We start from the raw sequence: 15188 nt of genomic DNA, 5'->3' as shown, positions 1-15188 counted from the left end.
AATCATGAATACCATACTATTGTGTTAACAAAATTCAATTTATAATAAAAAATATTATAGAGGTGAAATTAATGTACGATTACAGAAACTTTGACCATAACAATGTACCTTTTGATGAAATAAGTGAAACTGATTTAAAGTCACAAAATATGCTGCTTGCAAGAGCATATATAATAAATCAGCCTTATGGTGAATTGTATTCTCCTAAAGAAGCGTTACACAAAGGAAGTGTTTTTACAAACATGCCTATTAACTATGAAATGAAAAAATATAGATAGGAGGACTTGTAAATGAAAGAAATGTATAAATTAGACGAAGGCAAAAGAAAATTGCTGAGTCAGATTAGAGAATTGCATTTTATGTCTGTGGACTTAAATTTATATTTAGATAATTTTCCAACTTGTGAAAAAGCTGCAGCAAAATATAATGAAACGGTTAAAGAATTGGATATGCTAAGAAAAAAATACGAAGACAATTACGGGCCCTTTGTAAATTTTGGCTATTTTTCAAGTAAGCTGCCTTGGCAATGGGTAGATGAGCCTTGGCCTTGGCAAATATGTGAATAGGAGGAAAAAGTATGTGGTTATACCAAAAGGACTTACAGCATCCTGTAAATATAAAAAATAAAGATTTAAAAATGGCGAAGTTTCTTATAACTCAATATGGAGGACCAGATGGTGAATTAAGTGCTTCATTAAGATATTTGAATCAAAGATACACTATGCCAACAGGCAAAACAAAGGGACTTCTAAATGATATAGGAACAGAAGAGTTAGCTCATTTAGAAATAATGGCAACGATGGTATATCAGCTTATGGATGGAGCCACAGTTGAAGAACTAAAAGAAGCTGGATTAGGTGGACACTATGCTCAGCATGGCAGAGCATTGTTTTTTAATGATGCCAATGGAGTACCCTGGACTGCAGCATATATTCAAACTAGCGATAGTCCTGTGGTAGATTTACATGAAGATATGGCGGCTGAACAAAAAGCAAAAATTACTTATGAACATTTAATAAACTTAACAGATGATAATGATATAAAGGATGTATTAAAATTTCTATGGGCTAGAGAAGTAGTTCATTATCAAAGATTTGGTGAAGCGCTGGATGATGTTTACGATCTGTTAAACTCGAAGAAAATATTTATTTAATTAATATTTTATACAAGAAGTGGTGCAAAAATGCACCATTTTTTATTAAAGAAGTTTGAAATTTTAATTATTAATTGAAATTAATAGTATAATATGCTAATTTACAATATATAAGTAAATTTATTAATGGAGAGGTATTTATGAATAAAAGCATATTAATTGTTGAGGATGAAGAAAGAATGAGAAAATTAATAGGAGATTATTTAAAAAGAGAGGGATATACATATATAGAAGCCTCCAACGGAATTGAAGCTATAAATTTATTTAAGAATAATAATATAGATTTAATAATTTTAGACGTAATGATGCCTTTTTTAGATGGATTTGAAGTATGTAAAAGCATAAGAAAAAATTCTAATACACCCATAATAATGCTTACAGCTAGGTCTGAAGAGGATGATAAACTTTTAGGCTATGAATTTGGGGCAGATGATTATATAACAAAACCTTTTAGTCCTAAAATACTAATGGCAAAGATAAAGGCGATATTTAATAGAGTTGATTCTATAAATTCAACAGAAAATTCTACATTCAACATGGATGGATTGGTTATAGACGAATTATCTCATGATGTAAAAGTAGATGGACAAGAAGTCATTCTATCCCCTAAGGAATATGAACTCTTATTGTATTTAGTCAAGAATAAAGGGATGGCTCTGACAAGAACACAAATATTAGATAGTGTGTGGGGAATTGATTACTATGGTGACACACGTACAGTGGATACTAATATCAAAAGAATAAGGGAAAAGCTTGGTGATAAAGCAGACTTTATAACAACTATAAGAGGAAGCGGCTATAGATTTGAGGTGAAAAAATGAAAGGAAGCATATCTAAGAAATTATTTATTGTAACAGCTATATTTCTCTCTCTGTTTATTCTATTGACTATGCTTTTTCAATCTATGTTTTTCGAAAAGTTTTATATGAACATGAAATTAAAAGCTTTTAGTTCAAATGTCCAGCATCTTTATAGCACTTATTCAGATGAGTTTAAAAGCGGTACAGAATTAATGGATATGATGAAGGAATTTGAGGTGAAAAATAATGCCACTATAGTTATATTAGATAGCCAAGGTGTGCCAAAATATTCAACAAGTAACATACAAGAGGATGACACAAGCAAATCTAACACTATAATAAAAATATTATATGAATGGTATTATGTATCATCAAAATCTTTAAATGATATAAAATCCAGTAAAAAAGTTTATACCACTATGTATAATGACCCCGATTTTAATACGAATAATATAATTTGTGTAGTTCCACCACTAAAATCTACAGATACGGATTTGGTAGTTGCTGTAAGCTCTCTTCAGCCAATACAGGAAGCTTCTGGAGTAATCAAACTGTTTTATGTATATATTTTTATAGCAATGCTTTTCTTAATATTAATATTATCTAGAGTTTATTCAAATATGATTTCTAAACCTTTAGTTAAGCTTAATAATACTGCAGTTAAAATGGCCGATATGGATTTTCAAATAAAATGTGATGTTAAGAGTGATGACGAACTTGGGAGTTTAGCGAATGCACTAAATTTCTTATCTGCTAGATTGGGGTTAGCTTTAAAAGATTTACAAGAAAGGAACACACAACTAGAAAAAGATATTGAAAAAGAAAGAAATTTGGAGAGAATGAGAAAAGAATTTGTTGCTGGAGTTTCTCATGAATTAAAAACGCCTATTTCGCTCATATCTGGATATGCTGAAGGACTTAAAGATAATATTGTTGATGATGAATCCAAGGATTTTTATATTGAAGTCATAATGGATGAAGCAAACAAAATGAATTCTTTAGTTAAGGATATGCTGGATTTATCACAGCTTGAAAGCGGGTCCTTTAAGCTTGTTCCAGAAAACTTTTATATAGATAAATTATTAAAAATGGCATTAAATAAGCATTCCCAATTTATTTCTCAAAAAAACATAAATTTAAATGTAAGTATTGAAGAAGAAACCTTAGTATATGGTGATCCTAAAAGAATTGAGCAAGTTATAACCAATTTTTTAACTAATGCTGTAAGGCACTGTGATGAGAACGGGATAATGAAAGTAAACAGTTACTCAAAAGATGATAAACTCATAGTTGAAATTGAAAATAGCGGTGAAAATATACCGGAAGAAGATTTGGAAAATATTTGGGATAAATTTTATAAGGTAGATAAATCAAGAATAAGAATAGCTGGTGGTACTGGACTTGGTTTATCAATAGTAAAAAATATACTATTACTTCACAATAGTACTTTTGGAGTACAAAATAGAAAACATTCTGTATGCTTCTATTTTTCTTTAAATAAAGTTAAAGAGCTTTCTATAAAAGATTAATCTTTTATAGAAAGCCTCCATCAACAGTCAATATTTGTCCTGTTATATAAGATGAATCTCCACTGCAAAGAAAACTAACAGCTTTAGCTACCTCATCAGCTTTACCAAACCTTCCTAAAGGAATTTCATCTATTAGCTCTTTTTCTTCATCAGAGCTCATCCATCTATTCATAGCGGTATCTATAACTCCTGGAGCCACTGCGTTAACTCTTATTTTACTCATAGCAAGTTCTTTAGAAAGAGCTTTTGTAAAAGCATTAATAGCTCCTTTGGTAGTTGAATATATCACTTCACAGGAAGCACCGCTTACACCCCATATTGATGAAATATTAACTATATTCCCTTCACCGCTTTTTAACATAGGATTAATAACTAAGTTACACATATTGATGATACCTTTGAGATTTATATTTATAATTTCATCCCATTCGTTTTTATTCATATCCATGAAAAGTCCTATTTTTGATATTCCTGCGTTATTTACCAGTATATCGATTTTACCGAACTTTTCTGTAATATAGTTTATTGCTTCTATACAGCTTTCATAATTACCAACATTCCAAGCTTTTGCTATAGCATATCCACCTGATTTTAAAATTTCATTTAATGTTTCCTCTGCTCCATCTTTATCCTTAGAATAATTTATTATAACTGAAGCACCCTTAGAGGATAGCTCTAAAGCAATAGCTTTTCCTATACCTCTTGAAGCTCCTGTAACTATTGCCACCTTACCTGATAAATTCAAAGTTTTTTCCTCCATATAAATAAAATATTGATCAAAGTAATTATACAAGCAAAAAACAGCCTATACAAGGCTGCTTTAATATTTATTAATACAATGTACCTATATCTTTTCTATGGTACATGCCATCAAATTTAACTAATTTCAAATTTTTATAAGCTTCTGATATAGCTTCTTCAAGATTAGTTCCTTGAGAAACTACAGAAAGTACTCTTCCACCAGAAGTTATCATTTCCTTTTCTTCATTTAATGATACTCCAGCGCAAAATACCTTGCCGCTGTTCATGTTATTTACATGTATCTGCATTCCCTTTTCGTAGCTGCCTGGATATCCTTTTGAAGCGGCCACTATGCAACAGCTGTGTTCTTTTTTCCATCTTAAATTAAAAGCTTTTAAATCCAACTTTAGGGCACTATTAACAAGCTCTAAAAGATCACTTTCCATTAATGGCAATACTGCCTGTGTTTCTGGATCTCCAAGTCTCACATTATACTCTAGTAAATATATTCCTTTTTTCGTAATCATTAAACCAAAGAATATTATACCCCTATAATCCAAATGTTCGCTTTTTATTCCATTCAAAGTGGGGAGCAATATGTCATCATTAAAAGCCTTTAATACTTCTTCGCTGCAATAAGGATTAGGAGCAATAGCACCCATTCCACCTGTATTAGGACCTTTATTCTCATCAAATATTTGCTTATGATCCTTAGCAGATATAAAAGGAAGAATTGTTTCTCCATCGGTTATAGATAATATGGAAGCCTCTACTCCATCCAAGAATTCTTCTATAACTATTTTCTTACCAGAACCACTAAAAATATCATTAATCATAAAATCTTTAATGGTGTCCTCTGCTTCTTTTACCTCAGAAGTTATAACTACACCCTTTCCAGCAGCAAGTCCGTCGGCCTTTATAACTATTGGATAATCACAATTTCTAACATATTTAAGCGCTGAATCTAAATCGTGAAAGCTTTCATAAGCAGCAGTTTTAACTCCATATTTTTTCATAAAGTTTTTGGCATATATCTTGCTTCCCTCTAATTTTGCAGCTTCAGCCGAAGGACCAAAAATTTTAAGCCCTTTGTTTTTAAATACATCAACAATTCCCTTTGTTAATGGATCTTCTGGACCAACTATAGTAAGTTCAACATTATTATTTTGTGCAAATAAAGCTAGCTCTTCAAAAGATGATATATGGATATTCTTACATTTGTTTTCATAATGAGTTCCACCATTTCCTGGTGCGCAATAAACTGTTTCTACATTAGGATTTTGAGCAATTTTATATGCAATTGCATGTTCTCTTCCGCCAGAACCTATAACTAAAATATTCATATTACACCTCAATTAATGTTTAAAATGTCTTATTCCAGTAAACACCATAGATATTCCATGCTTATTACAAGCTTCTATGGAATCTTTATCTCTTATAGAACCACCTGGTTGAATTATGGCTTTTATTCCATACTTAGCAGCTTCTTCTACTACGTCGTTAAAAGGAAAAAATGCATCAGACGCCAGCACTGTAGCACCTTCTCCTCTTTTTAGGGCATCTATGGTAGGCCATATTCTATTTACCTGACCGCCACCAATTCCTACTGCCTTTTTATCCTTAACAACAACAATAGCGTTGGACTTAACATATTTTACTACCTTCATTCCAAAAATGATATTTTCAATTTCTTCTTTAGTTGGCTCTTTTTCAGTAACAATATTCAAGTTATCTATAAGATTTCTATCTTCTGATTGTACCAGCAGTCCACCATCTACAGAAACTAAGGTTCTCTTATTCATTGGGAGAGTATTGCATTTTAGTACTCTTAAGTTTTTCTTAGTTTTTAAAACTTCTAAAGCATCTTCATCATAATCAGGTGCAATAACTACTTCTAAAAATATTTTAATCATTTCTTCAGCTGTAGCTTTATCAAGTTTTCTATTTACAGCAACTATTCCACCAAATATAGATACTGGATCACATTCATAAGCTTTTACATAAGAATCGTAAACACTTTCTCCAACTGCTACACCACAAGGAGTGTTATGTTTAAGTCCACAACAGGCTATTTCTTCGAATTCTGATACAACTTTCCATGCTATATCTACATCTTTAATATTATTGTATGAAAGTTCTTTACCATTTAAAAATTCGAAATCTTTAAGAGAACCTCTGTTTGCAGCATCTACATAATATGCAGCACTCTGATGAGGATTTTCACCATATCTTAATACAGAATTTTTTCTATAAGAAACAGTGTAATATTCAGGATAATCTTCCTCATCTAATAGAAAATCACTTATTGCCGCATCATAGGCAGAGGTTAGATTGAATACCTTACCTGCAAGCTTCTTTCTAGTATTAAAACTTATAGCATTATTTTCTTTAAGTTCATCAATAATTACTGTATAATCACTTGTATCAGATATAACAACAACATCTCTAAAATTTTTAGCTGCAGATCTTAGCATAGTAGGACCGCCGATATCTATGAATTCTATCTTTTCCTCAAAGGATATATCAGCATTTACTTTTTCAAAGAAAGGATATAAATTAACCACTACCATATCAATAGTATCTATGCCCTTTTCTTTTAATGTTTTCATGTGCTCTTCATTATCTCTAATAGCTAATATTCCACCGTGTATCATAGGATTAAGAGTCTTAACTCTTCCGTCAAGCATTTCAGGAAAATTAGTTACTTCACTTACTTCTATAACCTTAATACCACTTTCTTTAAGATATTTATATGTACCTCCGGTAGATATAATTTCAACTCCTATACTATCTAAGAACTTACTAAGTTCTAGTATGCCATCCTTTTTAAAAACACTAATAAGCGCCCTTTTTAACATAATGCCCTCCTGATTTGATAAATATTAATAAGAAATTAAAGAATTCTTACTTTTTTATTCTCAACACTTACCTTATTTTCAGAAATAAGTTTCAGTGCTGAAGGAAGAGCTACATGCTCTTCTACTAATACTCTTTTTTGAAGAGTTTCTGCATCGTCTTCATAATAAACTGGAACAGTTCTTTGAAGAATTATTGGTCCTGTATCTGTACCTTCATCTACGAAATGAACAGTGCATCCTGATACCTTTACTCCTGCATCTATAGCCGCTTTATGAACTTTTATTCCATACATTCCATTCCCGCAAAAACTTGGTATTAAAGATGGATGTATATTTATAATTTTATCTTTAAAGTGCTTAAGAATATCACCTTTAAGTATTGAAAGAAATCCTGCTAATACAATAAAATCTACATCATCTTTTATCACTTCAAATATTTTTTCTGAGAGGCAGTCTGCATAATCTTTTTTATTGAAAACGTAAGTTTTAATACCGTGTTTTTCAGCCCTTTCAATTCCATAGGCACTTTCTTTATCTGATATAACATATTTTATATTACAATTAAGTCCTTTGTTTTCTATAGCATCAATAATAGATTGAAGGTTGCTTCCACTTCCAGAAATTAAAACTGCTATTCTAAGCAAACCCCTTCACCTCCGGCTTTAACATAGCCTATTTTGTAAGCTTTTTCTCCAAAACTTATTAAATCTTTTATTATTTTTTCAGCATCTTCTCCTTTAACACATAATACAAAACCTATACCCATATTAAAGGTATTGTACATATGTTCTTCACTAGCCCCAAGTTCTATCATCTTATTAAAAATAGACGGAATTGGGTAGCTATCCTTTTTTATAACTGCTGTAAATTTATCTTTAAACATTCTTGGAACATTTTCAATAAATCCTCCTCCAGTTATATGTGCCATCCCTTTTATATCATATTTTTCTAGTAAATTTAATACCGGCTTAACATAAATTTTTGTAGGAGTTAATAGAACTTCGCCAATTTTTTTACCATCAAATTCTTCATCTAGATTTTGAAACAATTTTCTCACTAATGAAAAACCGTTACTGTGAATTCCAGAAGAAGCAATACCAATTAATGTATCACCTTCACTAATCTTAGAACCATCTATAATTTTTTCTTTATCTACTACACCTAAAGCAAAACCAGCTATATCATATTCCCCTTCTCTGTAAAAACCAGGCATTTCTGCAGTTTCGCCACCAACTAAGGAAGCTTCTGAGGCTAAACAGCCATCTGAAACTCCTTTAACTAGTTCTGCAGCCACTTTAGCTTCAAGTTTTCCGCAAGCTATATAGTCAAGAAAAAATAAAGGCTTTGCACCGTGACATAGTATATCATTTACGCACATAGCTACGCAGTCTATTCCAACTGTATCGTATTTCTTTAATCTGAAAGCTATATCTAGTTTTGTGCCAACACCATCTGTTCCTGATACAAGAACTGGTTTTTTATAGCCTTCTGGTATCTCTACTAAGGAAGCAAAGCTTCCAATACTATTTAACACATGAGAGCTTAGAGTTTTTGCAGCATAATTCTTAATAAGATTTACTGATTTGTATCCTTCTTCTATATCTACTCCTGAATCCTTGTAAGTAATCATTTTGCTTCCTCCTAATTTTCCATTCTTTCTTTAGAATTTTCTATTGGTGTAGCTACTGGGTATATTCCACTAAAACAACCTAAACAATAATCTTCTTTATTACCTATGGATTTTAAAATTCCATCGATACTTATATATCCGAGTGAATCGGCACCTATGGTTTCTCTAATTTCATCAATAGTAGAATTGGCTCCAATTAAATCTTTTCTGTAAGGTGTATCTATACCAAAATAACAAGGATACTTGACTACTGGTGAAGAAACTCTAAAATGAACTTCTTTTGCTCCAGCTTTACGAAGTGCATCTACTAGTTTTCTGCTGGTAGTTCCTCTTACTATAGAGTCATCTATGAGCACTACTCTTTTACCTTCAACATTAACCTTTAAAACATTTAATTTCAATGATACAGCTCTTTCTCTAAGTTCCTGAGATGGAGCTATAAAAGTTCTTCCAACATATTTGTTTTTTATAAATCCTATGCCAAAAGGTATTCCAGAGGCTTCAGCATATCCTACAGCAGCTGCTATGCCTGAATCAGGAACTCCAACTACTATATCTGCTTCCACTGGAGACTCATTGTATAAAATCTTACCTGCTTTTACACGTGATTCGTATACATCAACTCCGTCAATTATACTATCTGGCCTAGCAAAGTAAATATATTCAAAGGTACAAGTAGCACACTTAGTCTTTTCAGAAGGATTAATAGATTTAAGACCTGATTCATCAATTATTACTATTTCACCAGGATTTACATCTCTAACAAGCTCAGCACCAACAGAGTCCAAAGCGCAGCTTTCAGAAGTTAATATATAGCTATTATCAATTTTTCCTATACATAAAGGTCTTATGCCATTGGGATCTCTTACACCAATAAGTTTATCTTCTGTTAAAATAACTATTGCAAAAGATCCTTTTATTGCCTGAACTGCATTAAAAACTGCATTTTCAATTCCTTTTTTGGCGCCTTTAGCTATTAGATTGAGAACTACCTCAGTATCTATAGATGTCTGAAAAATACATCCTCCATCCTCTAATAACTCTCTAACTACATCAGCATTTACTAAATTCCCATTGTGAGCAATAGCCATTGATCCTAACTTGGATTTTGATACAAGAGGCTGAGCGTTGGCAACGGTACTAGAGCCTGTGGTTGAGTATCTTACGTGTCCAATAGCAGCTTTACCTTTTAGTTTACTTAAATTATTTTCGTTAAACACATCGCAGACTAATCCCATATCCTTATGGCACTCTAGAGATTTCCCATCTGAAACTGTTATTCCAGCGCTTTCTTGACCTCTGTGTTGAAGTGCATATAAACCGTAATATGTAATATTAGCCACGTCTAAATCATCGTTAGAATATATTCCAAAAACGCCGCACTCTTCCTTGAATTTATCTATTAACTCATTTTTCATACCATAAGCCCCTTTAAAATTATTTGCTCTTAGTAATTCTATTTAAAATTTCTATATAAGCTTCTTTAACATTACCCATATCTCTTCTGAATCTATCCTTATCAAGCTTTTCATTAGTTACTGCATCCCAGAATCTGCAAGTATCTGGAGATATCTCATCTGCTAATATTATTTCTCCATTATATCTTCCAAATTCTAATTTAAAATCTATTAATTTAATACCTAATTTTAAGAAGAATTCTTTTAATACTTCATTTACCTTAGCTGTGATTTCATATATTTTATTTAATTCTTCAAAAGAAGCAAGACCTATTGCAACAGCATGATGATCATTTATTAATGGATCTCCTAAATCATCATTTTTATAACAAATTTCATAAACCGTAGTCTTTAATTCATAACCTTCATTTAAACCAAGTCTTTTTGCCATGCTTCCGGCAGCTACATTACGAACTATAACTTCTACAGGAACAATTTCTACCTTTTTGCAAAGCTGTTCTCTATCGCTCAATTTTTTTATAAAATGTGTTTTTACTCCATGCTCAGCAAGTAATTCAAATAGCATAGATGTAATAGTATTGTTCATAACTCCCTTTGAATCTATCTGACCTTTTTTTTCTCCATTGAAAGCTGTAGCATCATCCTTATAGTAAACAACAACCTCATTTTCCTTATCAGTCTTAAAAACCTTCTTTGCTTTTCCTTCATACATTAATTCTAAATTTTCCATTAAAATTCAACTCCTTCTTCATTTTCTTCTATAAATTTCTTTTTCATAGTTAATCTAAATTCTTTTAATTCTTTAGCTAAATCCTCGTATTTTAATGAAAGCATTTGTACTGCTAGCATTCCAGCATTATAACTGTTATTTATCCCAACAGTAGCTACAGGTATTGATTTAGGCATCTGGACTATTGAAAGGAGTGAATCCATTCCATTTAACGCTGCATTTATAGGTACTCCTATTACAGGTTTTGTAGTATGCGATGCGATTACTCCTGGTAAGTGAGCTGCAAGACCAGCACCTGCTATTATACAATCGTAATTTTCTTCTTCTAGCTTATTTAAAACTTCCATTAATTTTTCTGGAACTCTATGAGCAGATAAAATAAATGCCTTATATTCTACTCCAAATTCCTTAAGTGCAGTAGCTGCACCTTTCATAATTTCTTTATCTGATTTGCTTCCGAAAATTATTGCAACTTTCATGTTACTCCTCCTATTAATCTACTATTTAAAATAATTTATACCAGCTTCAAATATTTTCTGATCCTTTAGTCCTGGAACATTTTTATGAATATTTTCGCCTATTCTTTCACTGTGTCCCATTTTCCCAAGCACTCTTCCGTCTGGACTTGTTATTCCTTCTATAGCAAACATAGAACCATTAGGATTATAAGGCATGGAACTTGTAACATTCCCATCATCATCTACATATTGAGTTGCTACCTGACCATTTTGAAGTAAACTTTCTATAACTTTTTTAGGTGCCACAAATCTTCCTTCACCATGAGAAACAGGGATTTTATAAATATCTCCAACATTAACGTTATTAAACCAAGGTGATAAATTCGATGTAATTTTAGTATTAACCATACAAGATACATGACGTCCTATATTATTGTAGGTTAACGTTGGGCAATTCTCATCTATATCTAATATTTCTCCGTAGGGAACCAATCCTAGTTTTATTAATGCCTGGAATCCGTTACAAATTCCAAGAACTAATCCGTCTCTATTTTTTATAAGATCCATGACAGCATCTTTAAGCTTAGGATTTCTAAACACATTAGCTATAAATTTGCCTGAACCTTCAGGTTCATCTCCTGCACTGAATCCTCCAGGAATCATAAGTATCTGAGAATTTCTTATGCATTTTTCCATAGCAGTTACTGAATCTTCTACATCAGAGGATGTATTATTTTTGAATACTAAAGTAGTCACATTTCCACCAGCCCTTTCAAAGGCTCTAGTAGAATCATACTCACAATTAGTACCAGGGAAAACAGGAATAAACACCTTAGGAGAAACTAGTTTTATAGTTGGAGATTTTTGGATTTCCACTTTTGAATAAACATTTGGGGTATAGGCAATTTTTTCTTCCTTTGTCTCGCAAGGAAATACAACTTCTAATGGACTTCTCCATTTTTCTATTAAATCTTCTAATCCCATTTCTATATTATTGATAGTTATATAAGATTTATCTTGAGTACTTCCAATTTCTAAGTAAGAGTCCTCTTTTATAAATTTACTTAAATCAATATTGTTCCCAACTTCTAATAAGAAAGAACCATATAATGGGCTAAATAAATCTTCGCTAAATGTTGAAGAATTGAAACTGAAACCTATTTTATTACCAAAACACATCTTTGATATGGCCTCACATATTCCACCATATCTTATAGTATGACAAGATTTAATTAACTTATTATTAGCCATCTTATTTATAGCAATATAGTTTTCCTTAAGTTTTTGAAAATCAGGTAACATATTTTTATCTATAGGAGTTTTAATAAGTATAACTCTACTATCTACATTTTTAAATTCTTGTGATATCACATTATGACTATCCTCTATGACATCTACTGCAAAAGCTGTTAGTGTAGGAGGAACATCTAGATCATTAAAACTTCCAGACATGCTGTCTTTTCCTCCAATAGCAGCAATTTCTAATGCTTCTTGAGCATAAAATGCGCCTAGAAGACTTGCGAATGGCTTACCCCATCTTTCTGGACTTTCGCCTAGTCTTTCAAAATATTCTTGAAAAGTTAATTTTATATTTTTATAATTACCTCCAACAGCCACTACTCTTGATACTGCCTCTACTACAGCATACAAAGCACCATGAAAAGGACTTAATTTAGCAAGTTGCGGGTTGAAACCAAAAGACATTATTGTGGACGTACTGGTATTTCCCTTTAATACAGGAACTTTACAAACCATAGCTTCAGCTGGAGTTAACTGATATTTACCTCCAAAAGGCATAAGCACTGTGCCAGCTCCTATGGTACTATCAAATCTTTCAGAAAGTCCCTTTTGGCTGCACACATTTAAATCTTCCATAACAGAGAACCATTTTTCTTTAATATTTTTCTCAGCTTCTGCTTTAAAATATTCATCTATTTTGCCTGGAGCATTTATCTTAACATCAGTATAAGACTTAGCACCATTTGTATTTAGAAAGTTTCTATCAATGTCTACAATTACTTCATCATTCCACAACATAGTTAATCTATTGTTGTTAGTAACTTCTGCTACCACTGTGGCTTCAAGATTTTCTTCAGTAGAAAAATTTATAAATTTTTCAATATTTTCAGGAGCTATAACTACGGCCATTCTCTCCTGTGATTCAGAGATAGCCAGTTCTGTTCCATCTAAACCTTCATATTTTTTAGGTACTAAGTCTAAATTTATTTTTAGTCCATCTGCTAGCTCTCCTATAGCTACAGAAACTCCACCTGCCCCAAAGTCGTTACATCTTTTTATTAATGTGCTTACTTCTTCTCTTCTGAACAACCTCTGAATTTTTCTTTCCGTAGGAGGATTGCCCTTCTGTACTTCTGCACCACATTCTGAAATTGACTTTTCAGTATGCTTTTTAGATGAACCTGTGGCTCCACCACAGCCATCTCTTCCTGTTCTTCCACCTAAAAGCACAACAATGTCACCAGGTGCTGGAATTTGTCTAACTACATTTTTCTCTGGAGCAGCACCTATAACAGCTCCTATTTCCATTCTTTTTGCAATATAGCCTTCATCATATATTTCTGTAACCATTCCAGTACTAAGTCCTATTTGATTTCCGTAGGAGCTATAACCGTGAGCTGCTTCAGTAGTTATCTTCTTTTGTGAAAGCTTTCCAGGTAATGTTTCAGAAAGCTTCTTTCTGGGATCACCACTTCCAGTTACTCTCATAGCTTGATATACATAAGCCCTGCCGGATAAAGGATCTCTTATAGCTCCGCCTAAGCAAGTAGCAGCTCCTCCGAAAGGCTCTATTTCAGTTGGATGGTTATGAGTTTCATTTTTAAACATTATAAGATAGTTTTCATTAACTCCATCTATATTAACTGGAACTTTTATACTACAAGCATTTATTTCATCGGACTCATCTAAATTTATTAATAAGCCTTTTTTCTTAAGGTCTTTAGCAGCTAAAGTAGCAAGATCCATTAATGTTATAGGTTTCTCAACTTTTCCAGTGTTAACACTTTCTCTACATTTTTTATATAATTCATAGCTGTCCTCAATTGGCGATGAAAATTCTCCACCTTCAATATTTATGGATTGAATCTCAGTAGAAAAAGTAGTGTGCCTGCAATGATCTGACCAATAAGTATCCAACACTCTAATTTCAGTAATAGTTGGATTCCTTTTTTCAATATTTTTAAAGTAATCCTTGCAAAGGCTAAGATCCTTTATTGTCATTGCTAAATTTAATTTTTGGTGAAGTTTTTTAAGGGATGCTTCATCCAGTGTGATAAATTCATTTAAAACTTCTACTTTTTCAGGAATATCGTATTCTTGTTCAAGCTTTTCAGGCTTAAAAAGTTCTGCTTCTCTTGAATCCACTGGATTTATATAGTATTTTTTTATTTTTTCAGAGTCATCTTTAGTGATGTTACCAGAAATTAGAACGACCTTGCTGGTATGTACAATAGGTCGCTTTCCTTTAATTATCAGCTGAATGCACTGAATGGCTGAATCAGATCTTTGATCGTATTGACCCGGTAAATATTCAGTAGCAAAAACATACTCATTTTCTTTTTTAGGGAGCTCTTCTATATAGATATTGTCTACAGTTTTTTCTGCGAAAATTGAATTTACAGATGTTAAAAATTCATTTTTAGATAACCCTGATATGTCATAGCAATTTAATATTCTTATTGAATTTATAGAATGGATGTTTAAATTCTCCTTAAGGTCCATAAAAAGATTTTGTGCTTCTACATCGAATCCAGATTTTTTTTCAACGTAAACTCGTTGCACTAAATTATTCATATGCTTCCTCCTCTTATCTTCACTAAAAACAAAATTTAAAAGACCGTAGGTATGAGTA

At 32.1% G+C, this 15188-nt stretch carries 14 protein-coding genes; 5 read left to right on the top strand and 9 right to left on the bottom strand.

The genetic code is table 11. The features are described from left to right. Positions 1 to 71: 71 nt before the first annotated feature. The 5 genes from IAI10_RS06835 to IAI10_RS06815 all read left to right on the top strand — a co-directional run bounded on the left by IAI10_RS06835 (position 72) and on the right by IAI10_RS06815 (position 3482). A complete protein-coding gene (locus tag IAI10_RS06835) occupies positions 72 to 278 on the top strand; it encodes a spore coat associated protein CotJA (protein ID WP_315672547.1) in 207 nt (68 codons plus the stop codon). Positions 279 to 290: 12 nt separating this feature from the next. Next, positions 291 to 566 carry a spore coat protein CotJB gene (locus IAI10_RS06830; protein ID WP_315672546.1) on the top strand — a complete coding sequence of 92 codons (276 nt, stop codon included), beginning with the start codon at positions 291 to 293 and terminating at the stop codon, positions 564 to 566. A gap of 11 nt (positions 567 to 577) precedes the next feature. Beyond that, positions 578 to 1153, top strand: a complete 576-nt coding sequence (locus IAI10_RS06825; RefSeq protein WP_315672545.1) for a manganese catalase family protein — start codon at positions 578 to 580, stop codon at positions 1151 to 1153. Positions 1154 to 1293: 140 nt separating this feature from the next. Next, on the top strand, positions 1294 to 1974 hold the full coding sequence (locus tag IAI10_RS06820) for a response regulator transcription factor (RefSeq protein WP_315672544.1): 681 nt from the start codon (positions 1294 to 1296) through the stop codon (positions 1972 to 1974). After that, positions 1971 to 3482, top strand: a complete 1512-nt coding sequence (locus IAI10_RS06815) for a HAMP domain-containing sensor histidine kinase (RefSeq protein WP_315672543.1) — start codon at positions 1971 to 1973, stop codon at positions 3480 to 3482. The genes IAI10_RS06820 and IAI10_RS06815 overlap by 4 nt, the downstream gene beginning before the upstream one ends. Positions 3483 to 3486: 4 nt before the next feature. On the opposite strand, the gene ymfI is transcribed toward IAI10_RS06815, so the two are convergent. The 9 genes from ymfI to IAI10_RS06770 form a co-directional block, all read right to left on the bottom strand. Next, positions 3487 to 4242: an elongation factor P 5-aminopentanone reductase gene (gene ymfI / locus IAI10_RS06810; RefSeq protein WP_396334356.1), complete on the bottom strand. Its 756-nt coding sequence runs from the start codon at positions 4240 to 4242 to the stop codon at positions 3487 to 3489. 70 nt (positions 4243 to 4312) lie between these two features. Beyond that, positions 4313 to 5566, bottom strand: coding sequence for a phosphoribosylamine--glycine ligase (gene purD, locus IAI10_RS06805; protein WP_315672541.1), 1254 nt, complete (start codon positions 5564 to 5566; stop codon positions 4313 to 4315). 12 nt (positions 5567 to 5578) lie between these two features. After that, positions 5579 to 7081 (bottom strand): bifunctional phosphoribosylaminoimidazolecarboxamide formyltransferase/IMP cyclohydrolase, encoded by a 1503-nt coding sequence (gene purH / locus IAI10_RS06800; protein WP_315672540.1) that lies wholly within the window; start codon positions 7079 to 7081, stop codon positions 5579 to 5581. Between the two features lie 35 nt (positions 7082 to 7116). Beyond that, entirely contained in the window at positions 7117 to 7725 is a 609-nt protein-coding gene (purN, locus tag IAI10_RS06795) for a phosphoribosylglycinamide formyltransferase (protein WP_315672539.1), read from the bottom strand. After that, positions 7713 to 8711, bottom strand: coding sequence for a phosphoribosylformylglycinamidine cyclo-ligase (gene purM, locus IAI10_RS06790; RefSeq protein WP_315672538.1), 999 nt, complete (start codon positions 8709 to 8711; stop codon positions 7713 to 7715). The genes purN and purM overlap by 13 nt, the downstream gene beginning before the upstream one ends. An 11-nt stretch (positions 8712 to 8722) precedes the next feature. Next, positions 8723 to 10129, bottom strand: coding sequence for an amidophosphoribosyltransferase (gene purF / locus IAI10_RS06785; RefSeq protein WP_315672537.1), 1407 nt, complete (start codon positions 10127 to 10129; stop codon positions 8723 to 8725). Positions 10130 to 10148: 19 nt separating this feature from the next. Then, entirely contained in the window at positions 10149 to 10859 is a 711-nt protein-coding gene (gene purC, locus IAI10_RS06780) for a phosphoribosylaminoimidazolesuccinocarboxamide synthase (protein ID WP_315672536.1), read from the bottom strand. Then, positions 10859 to 11338, bottom strand: coding sequence for a 5-(carboxyamino)imidazole ribonucleotide mutase (gene purE, locus IAI10_RS06775; RefSeq protein WP_315672535.1), 480 nt, complete (start codon positions 11336 to 11338; stop codon positions 10859 to 10861). The genes purC and purE overlap by 1 nt, the downstream gene beginning before the upstream one ends. A 21-nt stretch (positions 11339 to 11359) precedes the next feature. Further along, positions 11360 to 15130 carry a phosphoribosylformylglycinamidine synthase gene (locus IAI10_RS06770; protein ID WP_315672534.1) on the bottom strand — a complete coding sequence of 1257 codons (3771 nt, stop codon included), beginning with the start codon at positions 15128 to 15130 and terminating at the stop codon, positions 11360 to 11362. Between the last annotated feature and the right edge of the window lie 58 nt (positions 15131 to 15188).

Origin of the sequence: Clostridium sp. 19966, from assembly GCF_032335695.1 — a bacterium.
Classification (GTDB): domain Bacteria; phylum Bacillota; class Clostridia; order Clostridiales; family Clostridiaceae; genus JACTOJ01.
The sequence above is the reverse complement of the archived record's forward strand: the minus strand, read 5'-3'. Positions and strand labels throughout refer to the sequence as shown.

What these genes read in the sequence shown, in the direction of transcription:
- IAI10_RS06835 (WP_315672547.1), top strand. Translation starts at nt 72, where the DNA reads ATGTACGATTACAGAAACTTTGACCATAACAATGTACCTTTTGATGAA.
- IAI10_RS06830 (WP_315672546.1), top strand. Translation starts at nt 291, where the DNA reads ATGAAAGAAATGTATAAATTAGACGAAGGCAAAAGAAAATTGCTGAGT.
- IAI10_RS06825 (WP_315672545.1), top strand. Translation starts at nt 578, where the DNA reads ATGTGGTTATACCAAAAGGACTTACAGCATCCTGTAAATATAAAAAAT.
- IAI10_RS06820 (WP_315672544.1), top strand. Translation starts at nt 1,294, where the DNA reads ATGAATAAAAGCATATTAATTGTTGAGGATGAAGAAAGAATGAGAAAA.
- IAI10_RS06815 (WP_315672543.1), top strand. Translation starts at nt 1,971, where the DNA reads ATGAAAGGAAGCATATCTAAGAAATTATTTATTGTAACAGCTATATTT.
- ymfI (WP_396334356.1), bottom strand. Translation starts at nt 4,242, where the DNA reads ATGGAGGAAAAAACTTTGAATTTATCAGGTAAGGTGGCAATAGTTACA.
- purD (WP_315672541.1), bottom strand. Translation starts at nt 5,566, where the DNA reads ATGAATATTTTAGTTATAGGTTCTGGCGGAAGAGAACATGCAATTGCA.
- purH (WP_315672540.1), bottom strand. Translation starts at nt 7,081, where the DNA reads ATGTTAAAAAGGGCGCTTATTAGTGTTTTTAAAAAGGATGGCATACTA.
- purM (WP_315672538.1), bottom strand. Translation starts at nt 8,711, where the DNA reads ATGATTACTTACAAGGATTCAGGAGTAGATATAGAAGAAGGATACAAA.
- purF (WP_315672537.1), bottom strand. Translation starts at nt 10,129, where the DNA reads ATGAAAAATGAGTTAATAGATAAATTCAAGGAAGAGTGCGGCGTTTTT.
- purC (WP_315672536.1), bottom strand. Translation starts at nt 10,859, where the DNA reads ATGGAAAATTTAGAATTAATGTATGAAGGAAAAGCAAAGAAGGTTTTT.
- purE (WP_315672535.1), bottom strand. Translation starts at nt 11,338, where the DNA reads ATGAAAGTTGCAATAATTTTCGGAAGCAAATCAGATAAAGAAATTATG.
- IAI10_RS06770 (WP_315672534.1), bottom strand. Translation starts at nt 15,130, where the DNA reads ATGAATAATTTAGTGCAACGAGTTTACGTTGAAAAAAAATCTGGATTC.